The 15,695-nt window shown below is 72.0% G+C and carries 14 protein-coding genes; 9 read left to right on the forward strand and 5 right to left on the reverse strand.

The features are described from left to right. The first annotated feature begins 5 nt into the window (after nt 1-5). Complete coding sequence (locus ACIRJR_RS06875; RefSeq protein WP_403774884.1) at nt 6-1,844, forward strand: GMC oxidoreductase; 1,839 nt, start codon at nt 6-8, stop codon at nt 1,842-1,844. A 70-nt stretch (nt 1,845-1,914) separates the two neighbouring features. Here ACIRJR_RS06875 and ACIRJR_RS06880 read toward each other — a convergent pair whose 3' ends face one another. Next, the gene (locus ACIRJR_RS06880) at nt 1,915-2,919 is read right to left on the reverse strand and encodes an LAETG motif-containing sortase-dependent surface protein (protein WP_403774887.1); all 1,005 of its coding nucleotides are present in this window, start codon (nt 2,917-2,919) and stop codon (nt 1,915-1,917) included. 302 nt (nt 2,920-3,221) lie between these two features. Between ACIRJR_RS06880 and ACIRJR_RS06885 the strand changes: the two genes are divergently transcribed. After that, the gene (locus ACIRJR_RS06885; RefSeq protein WP_403774890.1) at nt 3,222-4,973 is read left to right on the forward strand and encodes a peptidase; all 1,752 of its coding nucleotides are present in this window, start codon (nt 3,222-3,224) and stop codon (nt 4,971-4,973) included. Between the two features lie 309 nt (nt 4,974-5,282). Here ACIRJR_RS06885 and ACIRJR_RS06890 read toward each other — a convergent pair whose 3' ends face one another. Further along, nucleotides 5,283-5,588, reverse strand: a complete 306-nt coding sequence (locus ACIRJR_RS06890) for a chorismate mutase (RefSeq protein WP_403774893.1) — start codon at nt 5,586-5,588, stop codon at nt 5,283-5,285. A 311-nt stretch (nt 5,589-5,899) separates the two neighbouring features. Here ACIRJR_RS06890 and guaA point away from each other — a divergent pair, with 311 nt between their 5' ends. The 5 genes from guaA (at nt 5,900) to ACIRJR_RS06915 (ending at nt 10,998) form a co-directional block, all read left to right on the forward strand. Then, entirely contained in the window at nt 5,900-7,486 is a 1,587-nt protein-coding gene (gene guaA / locus ACIRJR_RS06895; RefSeq protein WP_403774896.1) for a glutamine-hydrolyzing GMP synthase, read from the forward strand. Between the two features lie 133 nt (nt 7,487-7,619). After that, nucleotides 7,620-8,216: a Uma2 family endonuclease gene (locus ACIRJR_RS06900; RefSeq protein WP_403774899.1), complete on the forward strand. Its 597-nt coding sequence runs from the start codon at nt 7,620-7,622 to the stop codon at nt 8,214-8,216. A gap of 43 nt (nt 8,217-8,259) precedes the next feature. Further along, nucleotides 8,260-9,015, forward strand: a complete 756-nt coding sequence (locus tag ACIRJR_RS06905; RefSeq protein WP_403774902.1) for an SAM-dependent methyltransferase — start codon at nt 8,260-8,262, stop codon at nt 9,013-9,015. A 129-nt stretch (nt 9,016-9,144) separates the two neighbouring features. Continuing rightward, complete coding sequence (locus tag ACIRJR_RS06910) at nt 9,145-10,413, forward strand: hypothetical protein (RefSeq protein WP_403774905.1); 1,269 nt, start codon at nt 9,145-9,147, stop codon at nt 10,411-10,413. A 75-nt stretch (nt 10,414-10,488) separates the two neighbouring features. Further along, complete coding sequence (locus ACIRJR_RS06915) at nt 10,489-10,998, forward strand: DoxX family protein (RefSeq protein WP_403774908.1); 510 nt, start codon at nt 10,489-10,491, stop codon at nt 10,996-10,998. Between the two features lie 190 nt (nt 10,999-11,188). Here the strand turns inward: ACIRJR_RS06915 and ACIRJR_RS06920 are convergent, their stop codons facing one another. Beyond that, the gene (locus ACIRJR_RS06920; RefSeq protein ID WP_403774911.1) at nt 11,189-11,437 is read right to left on the reverse strand and encodes a hypothetical protein; all 249 of its coding nucleotides are present in this window, start codon (nt 11,435-11,437) and stop codon (nt 11,189-11,191) included. Then, a complete protein-coding gene (locus tag ACIRJR_RS06925; protein ID WP_403774914.1) occupies nt 11,424-12,758 on the reverse strand; it encodes a PspC domain-containing protein in 1,335 nt (444 codons plus the stop codon). The genes ACIRJR_RS06920 and ACIRJR_RS06925 overlap by 14 nt, the downstream gene beginning before the upstream one ends. A 172-nt stretch (nt 12,759-12,930) precedes the next feature. Here ACIRJR_RS06925 and ACIRJR_RS06930 point away from each other — a divergent pair, with 172 nt between their 5' ends. Both ACIRJR_RS06930 and ACIRJR_RS06935 read left to right on the forward strand, forming a co-directional pair. After that, a complete protein-coding gene (locus tag ACIRJR_RS06930; RefSeq protein WP_403774917.1) occupies nt 12,931-14,223 on the forward strand; it encodes a PspC domain-containing protein in 1,293 nt (430 codons plus the stop codon). Then, nucleotides 14,220-14,915 carry a response regulator transcription factor gene (locus ACIRJR_RS06935; protein WP_103516958.1) on the forward strand — a complete coding sequence of 232 codons (696 nt, stop codon included), beginning with the start codon at nt 14,220-14,222 and terminating at the stop codon, nt 14,913-14,915. The genes ACIRJR_RS06930 and ACIRJR_RS06935 overlap by 4 nt, the downstream gene beginning before the upstream one ends. Before the next feature lie 13 nt (nt 14,916-14,928). Here ACIRJR_RS06935 and ACIRJR_RS06940 read toward each other — a convergent pair whose 3' ends face one another. Beyond that, nucleotides 14,929-15,684, reverse strand: a complete 756-nt coding sequence (locus ACIRJR_RS06940) for a GNAT family N-acetyltransferase (RefSeq protein WP_403774921.1) — start codon at nt 15,682-15,684, stop codon at nt 14,929-14,931. Nucleotides 15,685-15,695 lie beyond the last annotated feature (11 nt).

Consider the following 15,695-nt stretch of genomic DNA (forward strand, 5'->3'; position numbering starts at 1 on the left):
GAGCCATGCCCCAGGACAGCCCTGCCCGGAATCAGGCCGTGCCGGCCGCTCAGGCGGCGGACGACGACGCGTACGACTACGACGTCCTCGTCGTCGGGTCGGGCTTCGGGGGCGCGGTCTCGGCCCTGCGGCTGAGCGAGAAGGGATACCGGGTCGGCGTCCTGGAGGCGGGGCGCCGCTTCACCCGCGCGACGCTTCCCAAGAACTCCTGGGACATCAAGAACTACCTGTGGGCCCCGGCCCTCGGCCTGTTCGGCATCCAGCGCGTGCACCTGCTGGGCAAGGTGATGGTGCTGGCGGGCGCCGGCGTCGGTGGTGGCTCCCTCAACTACGCCAACACGCTGTACGTACCGCCCGCACCGTTCTTCGAGGACCGGCAGTGGTCCGGCATCACCGACTGGAAGGACGAACTGGCGCCGTACTACGACCAGGCGAAGCGGATGCTCGGGGTCCGGCTCAATCCCACGGTCACTCCGGCGGACGTCCACCTCAAGGCCGTCGCCGAGACCATGGGCGTCGGCGACACCTTCCACCTCGCGCCGGTCGGCGTCTTCTTCGGCGACGGGAAGGACGCCGACGGCACGGCGGGCACCGAGCCCGGCGGAGAGGTCCCCGACCCCTACTTCGGCGGCGCGGGCCCCGCCCGCAAGGCCTGCTCCCAGTGCGGCGAGTGCATGACCGGCTGCCGGCACGGCGCGAAGAACACCCTCAACGAGAACTACCTGTACCTCGCGGAGAAGGCCGGAGCCGTCATCCACCCGATGACGTCCGTCGTCGCGGTCACGGACGGCCCCGAGGGCGGCTACCGCGTGTCGACCGTCCCCACGAACCGCCGCCGCAAGGCGAAGCCGTCCGTGCTGCGGGCCCGGCAGGTGGTCGTCGCCGCGGGCACGTACGGCACCCAGACCCTGCTGCACACCATGAAGGACGAGGGGCGGCTGCCCCGGCTCTCGTCCCGGCTGGGCGAGCTCACCCGCACCAACTCCGAGGGGCTGGTGGGCGCGCAGACCAGCGACCGCCGCTACCGCAGGAAGCACGGCACCACCAAGGCCGACTTCACCCGGGGCGTCGCCATCACCTCGTCCATCCACCCCGACGAGAACACCCACATCGAGCCGGTGCGCTACGGCAAGGGCTCCAACGCGATGGGCGCGCTGACCATCCTCCAGGTGCCCTACAGCACCCACCGGGTGCTGAGCTGGTTCGGCAACGTGGCCAAGCACCCGTTGCTGACCATGAGGTCACTGTCCAACCGGCGCTGGTCGGAGCGGACCATCATCGGCCTCGTCATGCAGTCGCTGGACAACTCACTGACCGCGTACCGCAAGCCCGGCGGCGTCGGCAAGGGGCTGCTCACCGCCCGGCAGGGCCACGGCTCGCCCAACCCCACCCAGATCGCCGAGGCCACCCAGGGCGCGACCCTGCTCGCCCAGGAGATCAACGGCTTCGCAGGATCGAACATCGGGGAGCTGATGGGCACACCGCTCACCGCGCACTTCCTCGGCGGCTGCCCGATCGGGGCGAGCGCGGAGGAGGGCGTCATCGACCCCTACCACCGGCTGTACGGGCACCCCGGCATCTCGGTGGTCGACGGCTCCGCCGTCTCCGCGAACCTCGGCGTCAACCCGTCGCTGACCATCACGGCACAGGCCGAGCGCGCCATGTCCTTCTGGCCCAACAAGGGCGAGGAGGACCCGCGCCCCGCACAGGGCGCGGCGTACGAGCGGCTCTCCGCGGTCGAGCCCATGGCGCCCGCCGTGCCCGAGAAGGCGTTCGGCGCGCTGAGGCTTCCGTTCCTCGGCATGCCGGCGGTTCCGCCGAAGAGGACGGCGTCGGACGCCTGACCCCGGGTACGCCGAGGGGCTGCACCCCCCTCCGAGTGCAGCCCCTCCGCGTATCCACCGGTGACGCGCCTTACGCGGCGGCGTCACCGTTCTTGCGGCGGCGCACGACGAACATCGCGCCGGCGCCCAGGACCACGGCCGCGCCGCCCGCGAGGGCGAACACCGGGGTGCTGGAGGACGAACCGGTCTCGGCGAGGCTGCCGGTGACCTTGTTGGCGCCGTCGGCCGGCTTCTCCGCGGGCGCGGGGATCTTGCCGCCCTCCTGGGGCTTCACACCGTCCTCGTCACCGGCCTTGACGATCTGGAACTTGTAGGCGACGTCCGTGAAGCACGGCACGGCCTCGAGCTCCTCGCCGAAGACGAGCCCGCCACCGAGGCTGAAGCCGGCCCCCACGGGTGCGCTCGCCTCCACCTTGAGGCGCAGGGAGATGTCGACCTCGTAGCCGGGCTTGATCGAGTCGGTCTCGCCGACGTAACCGGACGAGGTGCCCAGCTCGTCCAGGTCCTCCCAGGTGCCGTCGGCCTCGTTGAGCGCCTGGAGGCGGACCTGCTTGGAGGTGAAGAGCTGCTCGCCCGCCTCGTCGGCGGCGGCGCCCGCGAAGAACGCCACGTTCTTCACGGTCTTCTCGGAGTCGTTGTAGACGTTGAAGGTGAACCGGTCCCAGCCGCTGCCCCGGACGATCTTCCCGGAGAGGCCGTTGATGGAGAGCTCCAGCGGACCCTGCTCACACGTCGGGGTGGGCTCCTCCTCGTCCTCGGTCTCCGAGGCGGTGGGCGTCGGCGTCGCGGACGCCGTCTCCGACTCGGTGGCGGTCGGGGCCGGGGAGGTGGTCTCCGGCGTGGTGCCCTCGGACGACTCCGTGGCCTCAGGCGTCTCGGAGGGCGAGGCGGACTCGGTGTTCTCCGGGGTCTCCGTCGGGGACGGCGTCTCGCTCGCCGTCTCGGTCGGAGCGGGCGAGGTGGTCTCGGTCGTCGTGGTCTCGGGGTCCGCGAACGCGGCGGGCGCCGAGAGCAGGACGACCGGGCCTATGACGGCGGTGGCGGCGGCGATTGCCAGGGTGCGGCGAAGCTTCATCTGTGGCCTCAGCGGTCCGTGGTACCGCGCGGGTTGCGGTACGGCGAAGTGGAAGGGCGAACGGGCCTGCCGTTGTGGGGCACGGAACGAGCCGGTGTGTTCGCCATGGATGACCTGCGAGGGCCGGTAACGGTTGTCCTCCGTTTCACAGAATCTTTATGTGGCGCGCGCCACACCTTCCACCGGATCCCGGCGTAGTCAATTCGTGATCTTGCCCGGCGCAACTGTTCACGCCGCAGCGCGGTCGAACCCGTACCGAGTCACAGCAGTCACACAGCTCCGCCGATCCCCAGAGGTTCGCGATGTCACGCATGTCCCCCAGACCAGCCCTGCGCCGCGCGGCAGGCAGTCTCGCCGCCGCCGGTCTGCTCGCCGCCGGATCTCTCGCCGCCGGAACCCCGGCGCAGGCCGCCGACCCCGTCTTCACCCTCGGCGGGCCCGCCGAGACGGCCCTGCACCCCTATCCGGCGTCCGGTTCCCCGCAGAGGTCCGCGCTCGAATTCACCGTCCACAACCCGGATCCGGACGAGGAGAGCATGGGCTACGAGGGGGAGGTGACGTACACCCTCGACCTCAGCGGCATCGCGGGCGTCGCCCAGGTCCTCCCGGCCGAGGACACCGGATCGGACTGCGAGATCACCGGCGCCACCGCCGTCTGCCACGACTACGGGGTGTACGCGGGTCTCAGCTCCATCGCCGACTTCGACCTCGCCGCCGCCAAGGGCAGCAAGGACGGAGCCTCCGGCACCATCGAGGTGACGGGCTCGGCGGACGGGGTCACCTTCACCCCGTTCTCCACGACGGTGACCATCGGCGGCCCCGACCTGGCCATGAAGCAGCTCCCCTTCAAGCAGGAGCTGAAGCCGGGCGACGCGCAGCCCGCGCCGATCACCTTCACCAACAAGGGCACCACGGCCGCGGACGGCGTCCTGCTGACCCTGAGGTACTCGCGCGGGCTGGAGATCCCCGAGCAGTACGCCAACTGCGAGTACAACGGCGAGGCCGGTGACGAGCCGTTCGACAGCTACGCCTGGGCCACCACCCTGTGCTTCGTCGAGGGCTCCTACGAGCCGGGCGCCACCTACACGCTGGGCGTGCCGATGTCCGTCAAGGCCACCGAGCGCGCGTTCTACGACACGTTCATCTACCGCATAGGCGAGGACGGCGACGCCCAGCGCTCCGCGCAGCGCGCGGGAGCGCCCTTCACCCGCGGCACCGGCCCCGAGCTGACCCTGAAGAAGGTCACCTCCTCCGCGCGGAGCGCGGACCTCGACCCCTGGAACAACCAGCAGGAGGCCGACTTCCGCACCGAGAACACCGCGGACTTCGTGGCGGTGGGCGGCAAGGCCGACGGATCCGTGGGCGACACCGTCACCGCCGACATCGGCTTCCGCAACGACGGGCCGGCCTGGATCGGCTACATCCGCTCCGGCGAGCCCGTCGCCACCCTCGACTTCACCGTCCCCGAGGGCGCCGAGGTCACCGGAAAGCCGGACGCCTGCCGGGGCGTCACGGCCGACGGCAAGTACCGCGAGGACCAGAGCGCCGCGCCGCGCTACGTCTGCAACACGCGGATGACCGTGCGCGACGGCTCGGAGCGCACGTGGCCGTTCGACCTGAAGATCACCAAGGCTGTCCCGAACGCCTCCGGCGACGTCCGGATCCGCAACACCTGGCTGGCCGACCCCGAGCTTCCCTTCGACGTGAAGCCGGCGAACAACAAGGCCGAGCTGGTGCTCAACGGCGACGGCTCCGGGTCCGGGGACACGGGCGCCACGTCGGACGGCGCCGACGGCACGGCGGGCGCCTCCGAGGGCTCCACCGGCGGTGACACCGCGGGCTCCGGGACTGCCGGCACGCCGGGTGCCTCGTCCGGCCCGGGCTCGGGCACGGCCGGAAGCAGCGGCACGTCCGGCTCCGCGTCGCCGGGCACGGACGGCGGCCTCGCCTCCACCGGCTCGGTCGCACTGATGGCCTCCGCGGCCGCGGCGGTCGCCCTGGCCGCCGGAGGCGCGCTGTACATGACGACGCGGCGCCGCGCCCGGCAGGGCTGACGCCGTCGTCGTCGCGGACCGCCGTGACGACGGTCCGAAGGCGGCCGGTCCCGGGCGTCCCCGGGGCCGGCCGCACATGGGTGACCGGGCTGCTGTCCCCTGCGGACCGGTCACACACGCCGGGTCGTGGTCCCACGACGTACCTGCGGCACGTCACACGATCCGGCGGAGCCACACGTGGATTCCCACCGATGCCGCCCCTGGCTGGCACGGACACCTGGACCAACGAGGCCGTCCGGGCCCCGGTCACGCGCCGTACGGGTGAGACCGGTGCCGAACGCGGGTACGGCCGTACAGCCTTCCCGTCGGTCACACCCGGCCGCGGCACAGCTCCAGCAGCGTCATGGCGAGCGACGTGCCCGGCTTGCCCAGGGCGTCGCTGTAGTGGCTGAGGACGTCCATCTCCCGGGAGAGGTTCACCCGGCGGCCACCGGACGTGATCCTGGCCTCCTGGATGACCGCCGAGACGGCCATCCGTTCCTGGACGAGGCCGATGATCCGGTCGTCCAGCGCGTCGATGCGCGTCCTGGCGCCCCCGATCAGGGAAGCGGCCTCGTCGGTGTGCGCCCCGGTCCGCTCGGCGGCCGTCTTCGTGGGTGCGGTGGTGCTGCTCATCTGTGACTCCTGGTGGGCCGGGGCCCCCGGAGCGACGGGCCCGGAACGCCAGAGCGCCCCGGGCCTGTCGGCCCGGGGCGCCTTGGAAAGTGCTTGTCAGTTGCTCAAGCAGCACGACCATGGCAGCCGGCGGGCCGGGTGCCATAGGTAAAGACGAAGATCGTGTGCTGACGCATGGGGCAAGTATGGACCCCGCCCCCGGCCGGGTCCACGCCGGGCCCGGATGGTGAGACGGGAGCCCGGCGGAGCGCCGTTCCACGGCCGGTAGAATTGGGAGGACCGACCCCTCTCCACCGCCGGAAGGCCGCCCCGTGCCAGCAGCACCCCCCGCCGCCCCCGACACCACGACCGACGTCGTCCTGGTAGTCGACTTCGGCGCCCAGTACGCCCAGCTCATCGCCCGTCGCGTCCGTGAGGCCCGGGTCTACAGCGAGATCGTCCCGTCCACGATGCCGGTGGCCGAGATGCTGGCCAAGAACCCGCGGGCGATCATCCTCTCCGGCGGCCCGTCGTCGGTGTACGCGGAGGGCGCGCCGAGCCTCGACCGCGCGCTGTTCGAGGCCGGGGTCCCGGTCTTCGGCATGTGCTACGGCTTCCAGCTGATGGCCACCACCCTCGGCGGCACGGTCGACGACAACGGTGCCCGCGAGTACGGCCGCACCCCGCTCGCCGTCTCCAAGGCCGGCTCCACCCTCTTCGAGGGCACCCCCACCGAGCAGTCCGTCTGGATGTCGCACGGCGACGCCTGCTCCGCCGCCCCCGAGGGCTTCACCGTCACCGCGTCCACGGACGTCGTGCCGGTCGCCGCCTTCGAGAACGACGAGAAGAAGCTCTACGGAGTCCAGTACCACCCGGAGGTCATGCACTCGACCTACGGCCAGCAGGTCCTGGAGCACTTCCTCTACCGGGGCGCGGGCATCGAGCCGACCTGGACGACCACCAACGTCGTCGAGGAGCAGATCGCCCTGATCCGCGAGCAGGTCGGCGACAAGCGCGCCATCTGCGGCCTCTCCGGCGGCGTGGACTCCGCGGTCGCCGCGGCCCTCGTGCAGAAGGCCATCGGTTCGCAGCTCACCTGCGTCTACGTCGACCACGGCCTGATGCGCAAGGGCGAGACCGAGCAGGTCGAGAAGGACTTCGTCGCCGCGACCGGCGCGAAGCTGAAGGTCGTCGACGCGGAGAAGCGCTTCCTCGACGCCCTGGCCGGCGTGTCCGACCCGGAGCAGAAGCGGAAGATCATCGGCCGCGAGTTCATCCGCGTCTTCGAGCAGGCCCAGCTGGAGATCCTCCAGGAGGACGGCCCCGAGGTCGCCTTCCTCGTGCAGGGCACCCTCTACCCGGACGTCGTCGAGTCCGGCGGCGGCACCGGCACCGCCAACATCAAGTCCCACCACAACGTGGGCGGGCTCCCCGACGACATCGAGTTCCAGCTCGTCGAGCCGCTGCGCCAGCTGTTCAAGGACGAGGTCCGGATGGTCGGCCAGGAGCTCGGCCTGCCGGAGGAGATCGTCCAGCGCCAGCCGTTCCCGGGCCCCGGCCTCGGGATCCGCATCGTCGGCGACGTCACCAAGGAGCGGCTCGACCTGCTGCGCGAGGCCGACGCCATCGCCCGCGAGGAGCTGACGGCAGCCGGCCTCGACCGTGACATCTGGCAGTGCCCGGTGGTCCTGCTCGCCGACGTCCGCAGCGTCGGCGTCCAGGGCGACGGCCGTACCTACGGCCACCCGATCGTGCTGCGCCCCGTCTCCTCCGAGGACGCGATGACGGCCGACTGGTCGCGCCTGCCGTACGAGACGCTGGCGAAGATCTCCACCCGCATCACCAATGAGGTCGCCGACGTCAACCGCGTGGTCCTCGACGTGACGAGCAAGCCGCCGGGGACGATCGAGTGGGAGTGACCCCTGCTCCCTGAGGTCAACTGCTCCCTGAGGTCAACGCCGATGCCGTCGCTCATTCGTTTGGGCGGCGGCATCGTCGTATCCGCTGGGTACGCTGACCGAGGAGACGAGACTCAGCCCCATGGGAGCACTTATGAGCGCCGCATCCGACGAACAGCGGTATCGCTGGCCCATCCCGCCCGAGGGCGGATGGACGTCGGACGACCTCGACCGGATCCCGGGCCTCCCGCCCCACACGGAGCTGATCGACGGGAGTCTCGTTTTCATGAGTCCGCAGCGGAAGTTCCACACCCGCACGATGTGGCTGCTGGAAAAGGCCCTGTTGGCGTATCTGCCGCACGATCTGGATGTCGATCGTGAGATGGGCATCCGGCTCGACGCCCGGAACCGCCCGGAACCGGACCTGCTCGTCTACCGCGCGGAGGCGGATCTGGGCGCCGATCAGACGTGGTACGCCCCCGAGGACGTCGTCCTCGTCGTCGAGGTCGTCTCTCCCGACTCGGTCGACCGCGATCGTGAGGTCAAGCCTCGCAAGTACGCGGCCGCCGGAGTACCGCACTTCTGGCGGGTCGAGGCGAACGGGGACGGCCTGCCCATCGTCTACGTCTACGAACTGGATCCGGCCCTGAAGGCCTACACACCCACGGGCATCCATCACAACAAGATCAAGTTGGACTCGCCCTTCCCGATCGAGGCGGACCTCACGGAGATCTACAACCGGGGCCGGTAGAAATTCCTGGCCTCCGCCGACGTCCCGTGCCAGGCTCCCGGTCATGCCGAGCGAAGAGATCCGCGCCCTCATGTCCGCCCCCGGGAACGACCGCCTCACCTGGAACACCCCGCTCTCCGAGGAACACGCGGCCCGGCTGATCTCCGCCTGCGAGCCACCCCCCGGCGCCCGCATCGCCGACTTCGGCAGCGGCTGGGGCGAGCTGCTGATGCGCCTGGTCGAAGCGGCGCCCGGATCAACCGGGGACGGTATCGAGACCGATCCGGAAGCCGTCGCGCGAGGACTCCGGCTGGCAGAGGAGCGCGGACTCACCGACCGGGTGCGGTTCCACGAGGTCCCTGCCGCCGAACATCCGGGGGGCGGCTACGACCTCGCCGTCTCGATCGGCTCATCGCACGCCTGGCCCGGCGGCACCCCGGACGCGTTGAGGGCCCTGCGGGCAGCCGTTCGTCCCGGTGGGCGGGTGCTGTTCGGGGACGGCTTCTGGGAGCGCGAGCCCTCGGCCGCCGCGCTGGAGGGGCTGGGCGCCGAGCCGGACGACTTCGGTTCGCTGCTGCAGCTGATCCGGCAGGCTGAGGCCGCGGGGCTGAGGCCGCTCCAGGTGACCGTCGCCGACCGTCGGGAGTGGGACCTCTTCGAGTCGGCGGCCAACATCGGACGCGGCGAGCGCTGGGCGCTGGCCAATCCGGGCCACCCGCTGCACGCCGGGGTGACCGAGGCCGTCGACGCCCGCCGCACCGGGTATTACGGGGGATACCGGGGGACACTGGGTCTTGCCTACCTCGTGCTCGGCGCCTGAGAATCGCACATTTCTACGACAGGCGCTCCCGGCCCGCCCCGATGTGGGGCGAGCCCGCCACGTACGGCACAATTCGCAGAAATCACAGGCGAGTTGGTTCTACCGGGGCGGGAAAGGGCGGCGTTCTCCGTGGCGTTGGACGAGGCGAGGGCGAAGAGTGCGCACGGCGGTGGCTGTACGTGCGGCGACTGCCCGCACGGAGCACACGAAGGACACCGGCGCGCGGTGGCGGCCTTCCTCGCCAAACGGGACGAACTCGCCGCCGGGAAGGGCCTGCCCTCCGGCGTAGCCCAGTCCGTGTCGGCGTCCCGCCAGTGGGTGTCCGACGAGCTGACCGAGTCGGCCCGCGCCGTCGCCGAGCGGAGCCGTGAGGCAGGTGACGCCTGGCTCCACACGCTCTGGCATCGCACCCTCGTGGTGGTCTGGGGCGGTGTCGCGCTGCTGGTCATCGGAGAGGCCGTGACCGCGATCGGTGCCGGCTGGTCCACGGCCCGCACCGCGGGCCTGATCGCGGCGTTCGTCACCGCGGGCCTGCTGACCGGCGCGGCCCGCGTCCACCGGGCCCGCGGCGGCCTCCTCGCCCCGCTGATCGGCGAGGACAACCGGCTCTCCACCTCGCGCACGGTCGCAGCGTCCTGGGTGCTCCTCGCCGTCTTCGCCGTGCTCGTCCTCGCGCTGCAGCTGGCCGGGGCGTCCGACCACGCCGACCGCGACGCCCTGATCGAGGGGCTCGACCTGATCCGCTCGGCGGGCGTACTGACCGTGCTCGCTCTGGTGTGCGCCGTCGCCGTCGTCGTACGCCGGGTGGTGACCGTACGGGTGCTGGCCCAGCGGCTGCAGAAGCTCCGGGCGGACCGGCCCCGGGCGGCCGACCTGCTCACCGACGACTCCGGGCGCGGCAGCTTCACGGACGTGCAGTACGTGCTGGTCAGCGCCGTCGCCGTGCTGTTCTCCGCGGTCCGCCTGGCCCGCCGGCCCGAGCAGCTCCCGGATCTGCCGTGGGGCCTGGCGGTCCTGGTGGCCGTCTCGGCGGCGACGTACTTCGCCGGGAAGTACGCGGAGGGCGGCCGGCCCGTCATCCTGTCGGTCGTACGGGCCCGGGAGGCGGGGGACCTGGACGCCCCGATCCGTACCGGCGACGACGTCGAGATCCGCGGCGCGGGATTCGTCCCGCCCGGTGCCGGCGGCCCCGACAGGCTGGCGCGGGTGGTCGTCAGGATCGGCCGGGTGCATGTGCACGTCCCTCTCATCCCGGTCGCCGGGGGCTTCGCCAACCCGTCGGACACGGTGCTCACCGTGCCCGTGCCCGTGGAGGTCGAACCCGGAACCGTGGAGGTGCAGGTCGTCACGGCCGCGGGCGTGGAGACGAACTCCTGCCTCATCGACGTCACGGACTGAACCGCGCACCTGGTGAGCGGCACCGAACCGGCGTACGTATGGTCTGTTGAAGGGCCAACGGAAAGCGGGACAGTGATGAGCGGGTACAGGGGCGGTTCGTACGGGCTGGACGAGCCGAGGAGTCTCAGGGACCGGGCGGGGCAGTACGCGCTCCTGCCCCTGCGGATCTTCCTCGGCGTCACCTTCGTCTACGCGGGGCTCGACAAGCTCACCGACAGCGCCTTCCTGTCGGCGAGCGGCCCCGGCTCCATCGGCGAGATGATGAACGGCGTACGCGACAGCGCGGCGATCCCCGGCCTCGTCGACCTGGCCCTGAAGAGCCCCGACGGCTTCGGCTACGCCATCGCGATCGGCGAGCTCCTCGTCGGCCTCGGCACCCTCGCCGGCCTGTGGGCCCGCCTCGCCGCCCTCGGCGGCGCCCTGATCTCGCTGAGCCTGTGGCTGACCGTCAGCTGGCAGGCCACGCCGTACTACTACGGCAACGACCTCGTCTACCTCATGGCCTGGCTGCCACTGCTGCTGGCGGGCGCGTCGTACTGGTCGGTGGACGCTCTGAGGGGGAGCCGGCGCCCCGGGCGCATCTGAGCGCGGAGGACCGTAAAGGCGAGCGGACGCCGGTGTCGACAGGGGGGAAGCGGACCCGGAGGACCGGGGGCGCAGGAAGAGGCCGTGTCCCTGGCAGCGGACTTCGCCCGCCTCACGACGGCCCGCGTGGCCGGCTCCCAGACGGTCGAGCGCCCCGGCAGCGCGCCGGAGACCGGCTGACCCGTGGTGGTCAGAGCATCCGGGTCGAGCCAGGTGCCGGTGCCTCCGCCGATGCCTTCCGCGCCTCCCGCCTCCGCCGCACCCTGTAGTTGACCCAGGTCACCGTGGCCGCCAGCCACAGACCGCCGATGAAGACGGGCACGAAGAACGTCCACGGGGCGTTCCAGGCCCCCGCCGCGTCCGCCGCGTAACCGGCCGCCAGGGTGAGCATGACGAGGCCTGCCACCGCGCGGCCCGGGCGGATCTCATGACGCAGCACGGATGACCTCCAGCTGTCCGATGCCGATTCCCATGTCCAGCTCGACGGTGCCGGCGGGCTCGCTGTTCGCGGGAGGTGCCAGGGTGCGCCGGGTGCGCCGGTCGGGGGCGATGTCCACGTCCTTGCGCTGGTCCGAGGGGAACTGGATGTCGCCGAGCCCCGCTTCGGCGTCCATCTTCACCGTCACCCCGGCCGGTACGACGACGAGCGCGCGGCCCGCCGCGAGCTGGACGCGGGTGCGCAGTGTCTCGCCCTCGGGCACCGTGACCCGGGAGAGGTCGAGCTTCGCGACGCCGGTGTTCAGTCTGTACTCCGGCTGGACCGCGGCCACCGACGCCGGACGCCACTCCTTGCGGGCCCAGTCGGTGCCGATGTCGGCCGGGACGAGGGAGGCCCCCGCCAGCAGTCCCGCCGTGATCATGGCCAGCAGGATCGTGCCGAAGCCGGTCCTGCCGAGCACGGAGGCCACCAGCAGGCCGAGGCCGAAGACCCCGAGCGCGGCGGCCAGCCCGGTCTGCAGGGCCGTGCCCAGCGGCTCGGTCTCCCAGCTCAGCCCGGTGCCGAGGCCGCCCGCGAGCAGGGCGAGCAGGAAGACCAGGCCGCCGATCGACCGGGGGCCCCGGGTGCCCTGCGGACGGTGGGGCGGGCGGAACGGGGCGTCCGCGGTCGGCCCGCGCCGGCCGTGTCCCGCCGCTTCGGACACCGCGTTCGCGGGCCCCCACAGATAGCCCGTACCAGCCGGACCGGTCGTGCCGTCCTTGACGATCGGATCCCGCCACCAGGACGGGCCCGCCGTCTTGGGCGGTGCCTTCACCTCGGGCGGTGCCCCGTGACCGGCGGCGTGCGCCGTACCTCCCGGTACGTGCGGCGCGGCGCCCGGTGCCTCCTCGGGCGGAGCCGTCCTGCGGTGCTGCGTCCAGACGGAGAAGCCGATCACGGTCAGCGACAGCATCGCGGCGAAGGCGAGCATCCCGCCGTTGTGCAGCATCGACAGCAGCAGCCCGCAGCCCACCAGGGCCAGCAGCAGCGCGATCAGCGAGGCGCCCTCGACCCGGCCGGACAGCAGCCGGCGCGCCTCGTTCTCGTCCTCGCCGTCCACGGGGAGCAGCAGCCACGCGAAGCCGTAGAAGATCAGGCCGATGCCGCCCGTCACCGCGAGGACACCGAGCACGATCCGGAAGATCACCGGGTCCACGTCGCAGTACCGGCCGAGCCCGCCGCAGACCCCGGCCACCACCTTCTGCCGCTTGCTGCGCCGCAGCCGCGGTGCGGGTTCGGGGGGCGGAGCGACGCCGGGGGAGGCGTCCTGGGGAACGGTCATGGCTCCATGGTGACGGCCCGTACGCCCGTGTGGGGTCCGTGGCGACCCTGGCCCGTCCCTGATATTGCGTCCCGGACACCCCCGGGCCCCCTCCCGGAGGTGTCCGGCCCTCAGGGTCGGATCCGGGCAGACCCTGATGCCATGACCCGCCGGAACGTGTGACGATCGGTCCATGCCAGCAGCCACGACCCGAGCGCCGAGCTCCCACACCCCGGACCCGGAGGAGCCGGCGCCGCGCAAGCTGTACCGCAGCGCCGACGGACGGATGCTGGGCGGTGTGGCGCGCGGGCTCGCCGGACATCTGGGTCTGCCCGTCGCCTGGGTCCGGTTCGTCTTCCTCGGGCTGTTCTTCGCGGACGGCCTGGGCGCCCTGCTGTACGCGGTGTTCTGGATCGTCGTACCCCTCGGGGTCGGAGGGGTCGGCGGGGTGGAGACGCGGTCCCTCTTCGAGACCGCCCCGGACGGCCGGCGCAGACTCCGCAAGCCCGACAAGGGCCAGGTCTTCGCCCTGGTCGCGCTGCTCGTCGGCGCCATGATCTTCGTCGGCAACGTCGACATGGGCAGCAAGGCGGACCGTTACGTCTGGCCGGCACTGCTGATCGGCGCGGGCTCCGTCCTCGTGTGGCGCCAGGCGGACAACGCCCGGCGCGCCCAGTGGATCGAGGTCGGCCGACGGCGCCGCCTACTGCACCTGGCCCGTGGGCTGGCCGGCGTCGCGCTCGTCGGACTCGGCCTCGCCGCCTTCGTGGTGGTCCGGGGATCGGCCGCTCAGCTGGGCACCGCGCTGACCGCCGCCATCGCCGTGCTCACCGGCATCGCGCTCCTCGCGGGCCCCTACCTCGTGCGGATGACGCAGGACCTCTCCGAGGAACGGCTGATGCGCATCCGGGCCCAGGAGCGTGCCGAGGTCGCCGCCCATGTCCACGACTCCGTCCTGCACACGCTCACCCTGATCCAGCGCAACGCCGACGACGGCGGTGAGGTCCGCAGGCTCGCCCGCGCCCAGGAACGCGAGCTCCGCAACTGGCTGTACAACCCCGAGGGCACCGGCAAGGACGAGGCCGAGGAGCCGTCGAGCCTCGCCGAGGCGGTCAAGCGCGCCGCAGCCGAGGTCGAGGACAAGCACGGCGTCCCGCTGGAGGTCGTCGTCGTCGGGGACTGCCCGCTCGACGAGAAGCTGACGGCGCAGATGCAGGCCGCACGCGAGGCGATGGTCAACGCCGCCAAGTACGGTGGCGAGGGCGGTGCCGTCCAGGTGTTCGCGGAGGTCGAGGGCCGCACGGTCTTCGTCTCCGTACGGGACCGGGGGCCGGGGTTCGACCTGGATTCCGTCCCGGGCGACAGGATGGGCGTACGAGAATCAATCATCGGCCGGATGCAGCGCAACGGCGGCACGGCACGGCTGCGTTCGGTGCCCGGCGGGGGCACGGAAGTCGAGCTGGAGATGGAGAGGGCGAGCGAATGACCGAGAACACCGAAGCGACCGGGGGCCCGGAGCGCCGGGTACGGGTCGTGCTCGTCGACGACCACCGGATGTTCCGCACCGGGGTGCAGGCCGAGATCGGCCGCACCGAGGAGACCGGGGTCGAGGTCGTGGGCGAGGCCGCCGACGTCGACCAGGCGGTCACCGTGATCACCGCGACCCGCCCCGAGGTCGTCCTCCTCGACGTCCACCTCCCCGGAGGCGGCGGCGTCGAGGTGCTGCGGCGCTGCGCCCCGATGATGGGCGCCGTCGAGAATCCGGTGCGGTTCCTGGCGCTCTCCGTCTCGGACGCGGCCGAGGACGTCATCGGGGTCATCCGCGGCGGTGCCCGCGGCTATGTCACCAAGACCATCACCGGCGCCGACCTGGTCGACTCCGTCTTCCGGGTCCAGGACGGCGACGCGGTGTTCTCGCCCCGGCTGGCCGGCTTCGTCCTCGACGCCTTCGCCTCGACGGACGCGCCGCCGGTCGACGAGGACCTGGACCGGCTGACGCAGCGCGAGCGCGAGGTGCTGCGGCTGATCGCCCGGGGATACGCGTACAAGGAGATCGCCAAGCAGCTCTTCATCTCGGTGAAGACCGTCGAGTCCCATGTCTCGGCCGTGCTGCGCAAGCTCCAGCTCTCCAACCGGCACGAGCTGACCCGGTGGGCCACGGCGCGACGGCTGGTCTGAGCCGTACGCGTGCTCAGGCGGGACCGAGCGAGATGTTGAGCTTCTCGCCGGTCCTGCGGTAGCCGACGCCCGCGTAGATCCGCTCGACGTCGGGGCCGCCGGGCTCCAGCCACACGGTGTGGAAGCCGCGCTCGAAGGCGGTGCGGGTCAGCCAGGCGGCGAGCGCCGCGCCCACGCCCCGGCGGCGGAAGGGGCGGGCGACGGCCAGCCCGGCCAGTTCACCGATTCCGTCGTCCGGTGCCGAGCAGCCGCCGGCGCCGGCGGGGATGTCGCCCACCGTGGCCAGTGCCGCGACTCCACCGCCTGCCGAGGCCGCCCGCAGCCAGGCGATCTCGCCGTCGTCGGGGCCGCCCTCGCCGCCGAAACCGGTGTGCTGGACGGAGGCCGCGGAGGCGAACTCGTCGGCGGTGACGGGCTCGGCGACGCGGAGGCCGTCGACCGGCTTCGGTGCGAGGAGGCCGTCGGCCGTGCAGGCCAGGACCGGGGCGCGGTTCTCCGCCGTGAACCCGGCTGCCAGCAGGGCCGGTTCGACCGCAGGAGCCCAGGCGGGCAGGAATTCCAGCCTGGGCAGCCGTCCCCGCGAGCGGAACGCCGCGACCAGGTCGGCGATGTCCCGCGCCGTTGGTTCCGCCCCTCGGTCGGGAATGGCGTAGTTCGCGAACTTCAGCTCCCAGTCCGGGTTGTGGCGCACCGTGAACGGGCCGACCCGGTAGTGGTCCGGGGAGCGGAGGGTGAGCGTACGCACGTAGTTCTGGATGGCTGTGTCCATGAGGCCGGGAG

Origin of the sequence: Streptomyces sp. NPDC102402 (assembly GCF_044765765.1) — a bacterium.
Lineage (GTDB): Bacteria > Actinomycetota > Actinomycetes > Streptomycetales > Streptomycetaceae > Streptomyces.

Bases quoted from the DNA above. Each gene is read 5' to 3' on its own strand.
- ACIRJR_RS06875 (WP_403774884.1), top strand. From the start codon at position 6: ATGCCCCAGGACAGCCCTGCCCGGAATCAGGCCGTGCCGGCCGCTCAG.
- ACIRJR_RS06880 (WP_403774887.1), bottom strand. From the start codon at position 2,919: ATGAAGCTTCGCCGCACCCTGGCAATCGCCGCCGCCACCGCCGTCATA.
- ACIRJR_RS06885 (WP_403774890.1), top strand. From the start codon at position 3,222: ATGTCACGCATGTCCCCCAGACCAGCCCTGCGCCGCGCGGCAGGCAGT.
- ACIRJR_RS06890 (WP_403774893.1), bottom strand. From the start codon at position 5,588: ATGAGCAGCACCACCGCACCCACGAAGACGGCCGCCGAGCGGACCGGG.
- ACIRJR_RS06900 (WP_403774899.1), top strand. From the start codon at position 7,620: ATGAGCGCCGCATCCGACGAACAGCGGTATCGCTGGCCCATCCCGCCC.
- ACIRJR_RS06905 (WP_403774902.1), top strand. From the start codon at position 8,260: ATGCCGAGCGAAGAGATCCGCGCCCTCATGTCCGCCCCCGGGAACGAC.
- ACIRJR_RS06915 (WP_403774908.1), top strand. From the start codon at position 10,489: ATGAGCGGGTACAGGGGCGGTTCGTACGGGCTGGACGAGCCGAGGAGT.
- ACIRJR_RS06925 (WP_403774914.1), bottom strand. From the start codon at position 12,758: ATGACCGTTCCCCAGGACGCCTCCCCCGGCGTCGCTCCGCCCCCCGAA.
- ACIRJR_RS06930 (WP_403774917.1), top strand. From the start codon at position 12,931: ATGCCAGCAGCCACGACCCGAGCGCCGAGCTCCCACACCCCGGACCCG.
- ACIRJR_RS06935 (WP_103516958.1), top strand. From the start codon at position 14,220: ATGACCGAGAACACCGAAGCGACCGGGGGCCCGGAGCGCCGGGTACGG.
- ACIRJR_RS06940 (WP_403774921.1), bottom strand. From the start codon at position 15,684: ATGGACACAGCCATCCAGAACTACGTGCGTACGCTCACCCTCCGCTCC.